3 protein-coding genes are annotated in these 4,572 nt (G+C 59.3%); all 3 read right to left on the bottom strand.

Annotated features, from left to right (window positions below; translation table 11 throughout):
- Positions 1 to 144 precede the first annotated feature (144 nt).
- From ACP5E6_RS16375 to ACP5E6_RS16365, 3 genes are read right to left on the bottom strand one after another with little or no spacing between them, the layout of a single operon-like run.
- Positions 145 to 1,332 carry a glycosyltransferase family 4 protein gene (locus ACP5E6_RS16375; protein WP_427955904.1) on the bottom strand — a complete coding sequence of 396 codons (1,188 nt, stop codon included), beginning with the start codon at positions 1,330 to 1,332 and terminating at the stop codon, positions 145 to 147.
- A complete protein-coding gene (locus ACP5E6_RS16370) occupies positions 1,329 to 3,536 on the bottom strand; it encodes a glycosyltransferase (protein WP_427955902.1) in 2,208 nt (735 codons plus the stop codon). The genes ACP5E6_RS16375 and ACP5E6_RS16370 overlap by 4 nt, the downstream gene beginning before the upstream one ends.
- Positions 3,537 to 3,581: 45 nt before the next feature.
- Positions 3,582 to 3,995: a hypothetical protein gene (locus ACP5E6_RS16365; protein WP_427955900.1), complete on the bottom strand. Its 414-nt coding sequence runs from the start codon at positions 3,993 to 3,995 to the stop codon at positions 3,582 to 3,584.
- Positions 3,996 to 4,572: the final 577 nt, after the last annotated feature.

Genomic DNA, 4,572 nt, shown 5'->3' with positions numbered 1-4,572 from the left:
AATAGGCGATAACGTGAGATCGTCGGTGTTCGGCAACAACGAGCTGGGCGCGACAGGAACCTCGCGCACTTGATCGCGGTGTGATGTTCAGCTCGCCTTGTAGTGGCTCCCCGTACACCATGCGGCAGATGAATCCCCGCGGTATCAAAGACGGGTGGTACTAGGGCTGGAAGACATCAGCGCGGCAGAGTCTGCTGGCAAGGTCTGCGATGCTGGTGCTAGCGCGCGCAGGCGCGCAACGATTCGGGCACCAATCTTTGCTGGGGAAAACTCGGCTGCGTAGTCTGCCGCCAACGTATCAAATACCGCAACCGGAATCGCTCCTCGGTCGAGCGGCAGCGGCGTGTCCCCAGCATCCAGGGTGTCGAGCACCGCACCCAGCGCTTGCGCGAGTTCGGACACGTCGCCGGGTTCGACCAGCCGCCCAAAACCAGAGACAACGTGCGGCAAGGCAGCACTGGCATAGCCCACCGGGACACATCCGGCAGCCAATCCCTCAATAACGGACTTACCAAACCCTTCGTGATACGAGGGGAGCGCGAGTATATGAGCCCGGCGCAGCAGGTTAGCCAGCGTCCCATCGTCCACAGTGCCGCAAAGACGGACCACATTGTCCTCCGTAGCTACTAGCGTCCGCAGCCGTGACATATAAGCCGGATCCGAATAGGTTTCGTTGCCTGCCAGAACTACTTCGAACTGCGGCGCTCCGAAGGTGCGCAACAGTCGGCATGCCTCAATAAGTTCATGCACTCCTTTGGAAGGCACGAAGCGGCCGATGAACAGGATGACGAGGGGCGCACGCGACTTGTCGGCGAGTCTCCCCAATACGCGGGGGCGGACTGATAGCGGCAGGTGGACCACGCGCTCCGGCACCGCGCCATACTCAATAGCGATACGCATATTCTCCAGGCTGACAGCCCAAATCTCGTCGGCGCGGCCAATGTTGTGCAGGTGTTCGAACGATCGTACCACCGGCAAACGTAAACGCGGTGGAACCAGACCCGACGGGGTGATGTTATGGAATCGAACTACCTGTCGGCCGTGACCGTTGCCGATCAGCAGGGCGTTGAACCCTTCATACCAGACACCGAATTCATAGATGATGACATCGGCGGCACAAAAATCGTCGTCGGTTAGCAAACCGGCAACGTCCGCTATGCAGCGCAGCCCCGGTGCTGTCGTATCCGCCGCATGTGCCAACCCCGTGACGGTAAAACCATCCTCGGCCCGCAGCGTCGCCAGCAAATCAAGGAATGAACCCGAAATTGCATCGTGACGTGCCACCACACTTGTCACCAGCACCACCCGCAGAAGGCTTGGAGAGGCAATCATGATACGTTGGCCACGATCGCGATATAGTCTACTATCCGTTCGGCCATCGTGCGTGCCGTGAAGAGTTGTTCGTAGCGCTGCCGCCCATGTGCTCCGAACGTAGCACGCAGCGCCGGATTATCAAGCAAGCGCCCGAGAGCTGCGGCCAACCCGACCACGTCGCCCGGCTCTACCAAGAGCGCGTTGCTCCCCTCCTCTACCACTTCGACCAGCCCGCCGGCGCGGCTGCACACCAACGGCTTACCAAAAATCATCGCCTCCAGAGCAGTTAAGCCGAAGGACTCGAATCGCGACGGAACGACTACAAGGTCAGCCGCCGCCAGAAATCCGCGCAGTTCCTGCTCGCCCAGGGTGCCGTGAAAACGGATCCTCTTGCGAAGCGCCGCATCGAGGGGGCGTGCGGCGAAGCTTTCACGCAGCGAACAGCCGTCATCCAAGCGTATCGTATCATCCCCGACAAGATCAAGCCGCACCTCCAGCCGTGTCGCCAGGACTATCAACGCCGCTTCGATGAGTACGTCCACGCCCTTGCGCGGCTCTAGCCGGCCGACGTAAAGCACGCGCATGGTGCCAGGTGGGTCAACCATTGGCATAATGCGAGTCAGCTCGCGCAGATCATGCATCCCGTGTGGGATGATCCGGACCCGGTCGACTGCGTCGGTGCGTTCAAGATCGTCGTGCATTGTGGCGAGGATCGCAGCACTATTGGCAATGATACCACGTGATCCACGCAGCACCTCCCGCTCGAGCTCAAGCATGCGGGGGACGAATCCATCCGCAGCGGTAAGGTGCCGCCCGTCTAGGTTGCTCGATTTGAGCCATGTAGAGAGTGGGGTGTGCAGCGTCGTGACCACCGGCACTTTGCCGTTGCGCACCACCATCACACCCTCAGCATCCCAGATCGGCGCACAGACGGCTTCGGCACCGTGCCGCGCCACGATCGCCGCGACCTCATCGGCCGCCCGGCTCGCATAGGCCAGCGCGTCCCCTACCGGGTCGGTCGCGCTAACCGGGGGAACAGGTTTTACCCGATGGATCCAAACACCGGCGGCATAAGTGATCGATTCTTCAGCATCAGTTGTGCGCGTCACCACACGAACCGGCTGGTCGAACCCAGCTAGCGCCTGTGCCAGATTGGCCGTGTATTGGCCGACGCCGCCGACAGGGCCGGGCGGATATTCGCGGCTCAGTAACACCAGCGATCGCCGCCCCGCAGCACGCGGTTGGAATGGGAGAAACGGCGGAGGCGGTGCGTAAAGCCTCTCCGGTGACGGGAGCCGCCGCTCCCCCGACAGACCGCGTCGCAGCCCGTCAGCGAACGCCCGGTCCACCTCCGGACGAAAGCGAGCAAGATCGTTTTGGTCTAACAGGCCGTTGTCGACAGCCCAACGCAGATCGGACTCCAGTCGCCCCACCAATCTCTCCGCGTCTTTAACCATTAAGCGAGTCTCGTGATGGTGGGTAGCGTTCATCAGCGAGAAATATAGCTTGTTCTTGACGATCGAATACCACTTCCGAACCACGCGGTGCTTGGTACGTAACGGGCTTGGCGCGTATCGGTGATGTACGCGTGCGCCAGGGACCTGAATGATTTTCCCGAGGGCATCAACCAACCGGCAACAAACATCGGTTTCGTCGAGATAATAGTCGTACTCCTCGTCAAATCCGCCGATCTCGAGCAGCGCACTGCGCCGGAACGAAGCGTTGGTGCCCAACAGATGTGGATAGTTCGCGGTATACGGAAAGTTGAGTTCCGGCATAGGCACGGTCGGCGTCAACACACAGTTGCCAAGCCGGTCGCCGACACCGTAGCGGTACTGAAAGCCGATACCAGTCTGATTGAGCACAAAACCGCCTGCACCGCCCACCTGAGGATCCAGGTAGGGCGGCAGCAAATCGTCGAGCCATTCCGGTTCTGGCACCGCGTCATCGTCGATGAACGCAACCACTTCGCCGGCTGCCAACATGATACCGAGATTGCGCGAGGTGGCAAGATTGCGTTCAGTGCATTGCATAACCTTGATACGCCCCGCCCAGCGCTCCAGCAATTTAGCTGTTGCGTCCTCAGTAGGACCATGCACCACGCAGACTTCGAACCTATCGAAATCTAGCCCATCCAGGCCGTGCAGGGCGTCGGCAAGCATAGTGCCGCGTCCATCGGTGCAGATGACCACCGAGCAACTAGGGAGCGTGGGCGGTGTCATTCTCGTCCTAGGGCTGGGGTCGGGTGGCGGTGGCGCACCGCTAATTCAGGCGGCAAGGCGGGCAGACACGGTGATGGTCGGAGATGCCGTATCTGCCTTAATCTTAACGTCGGTAAAATCATGCCCACGCAACCAAGCTGCCGCTGTGGTTGCCATCTCCAGATTGTCGGCCGTTGCCGACTGGCACCGCACGCACAACCGTACCGTCGCCCCAGCCCATAGTACTGGGCGGAGTGCCTGCAGTAATCGGGTGAATGCGGCGGAATCGTTCCCTGGCAATGAAAGATCGACTGTATCACCATTGCTCTCGATCGGATGCCGATGCTGCATCGCCGCAACCTGCTGCTGCAACTGCCGTACTTGGTGACCGAGCGCGGCAACAGTTGATACGGCATCGAGGAATGCCGCCGGATGGCGTTGCAATAACTGTTCGCCCCGATCCGCCGCGGCAATCTGCATTTCGATACGCGTCCAAACGCGACGCGAGATTGGTCGTGCAAATGTCAGAGCCATCCCTTTTAGTCTCGATTTAACGCCCAACGACGTGGTCCCCTATATGCCCCAGAAATACTTTAAACATTTTCAGAGTCTCCGACAGCACAAGCCGCATAACACACCGACCCATTGCGGCCTAGCAGGCCGTCGGATTTAACCCAGATCTGCAATTTTCTGGAGCGATAAGTAAGAGGGGCAAAGTGTGGGTACGCGGGTGGAACATAGACGCCTCTGCGGACCGTTGCCCAGGGAAAACTGCCACTTTTTGTGCGTTGTGATGCAGACCGTTCCGATATCGACACCAATCTACCCACACCTTTACCCCTCTTACAGCGATAAGTCATATGGCTAACCATTTGCGCAACTAAATGAGTATGTTTCCACTAAATCGATGCAGTAATTGCGCAAGAACTTTGGGTCCGGCAAGCTCATAATGTCCCGACTCTTTGGCATCGTGAGGGAGACCCTGTCCCGATGGCTCCTGCGAAAACGCTACAAATCACGACAAACATATCCATCAAATCATGGACGCGAGGCGCTA

The organism is Acidiphilium sp., from assembly GCF_049977125.1.
Lineage (GTDB): Bacteria > Pseudomonadota > Alphaproteobacteria > Acetobacterales > Acetobacteraceae > Acidiphilium.
Note: the sequence above shows the minus strand (reverse complement) of the source record. Positions and strands in the feature narration are given on the sequence as shown.

Coding starts and splice junctions, on each gene's coding strand:
- ACP5E6_RS16375 (WP_427955904.1), bottom strand. CDS start 1,332: ATGATTGCCTCTCCAAGCCTTCTGCGGGTGGTGCTGGTGACAAGTGTG.
- ACP5E6_RS16370 (WP_427955902.1), bottom strand. CDS start 3,536: ATGACACCGCCCACGCTCCCTAGTTGCTCGGTGGTCATCTGCACCGAT.
- ACP5E6_RS16365 (WP_427955900.1), bottom strand. CDS start 3,995: ATGCAGATTGCCGCGGCGGATCGGGGCGAACAGTTATTGCAACGCCAT.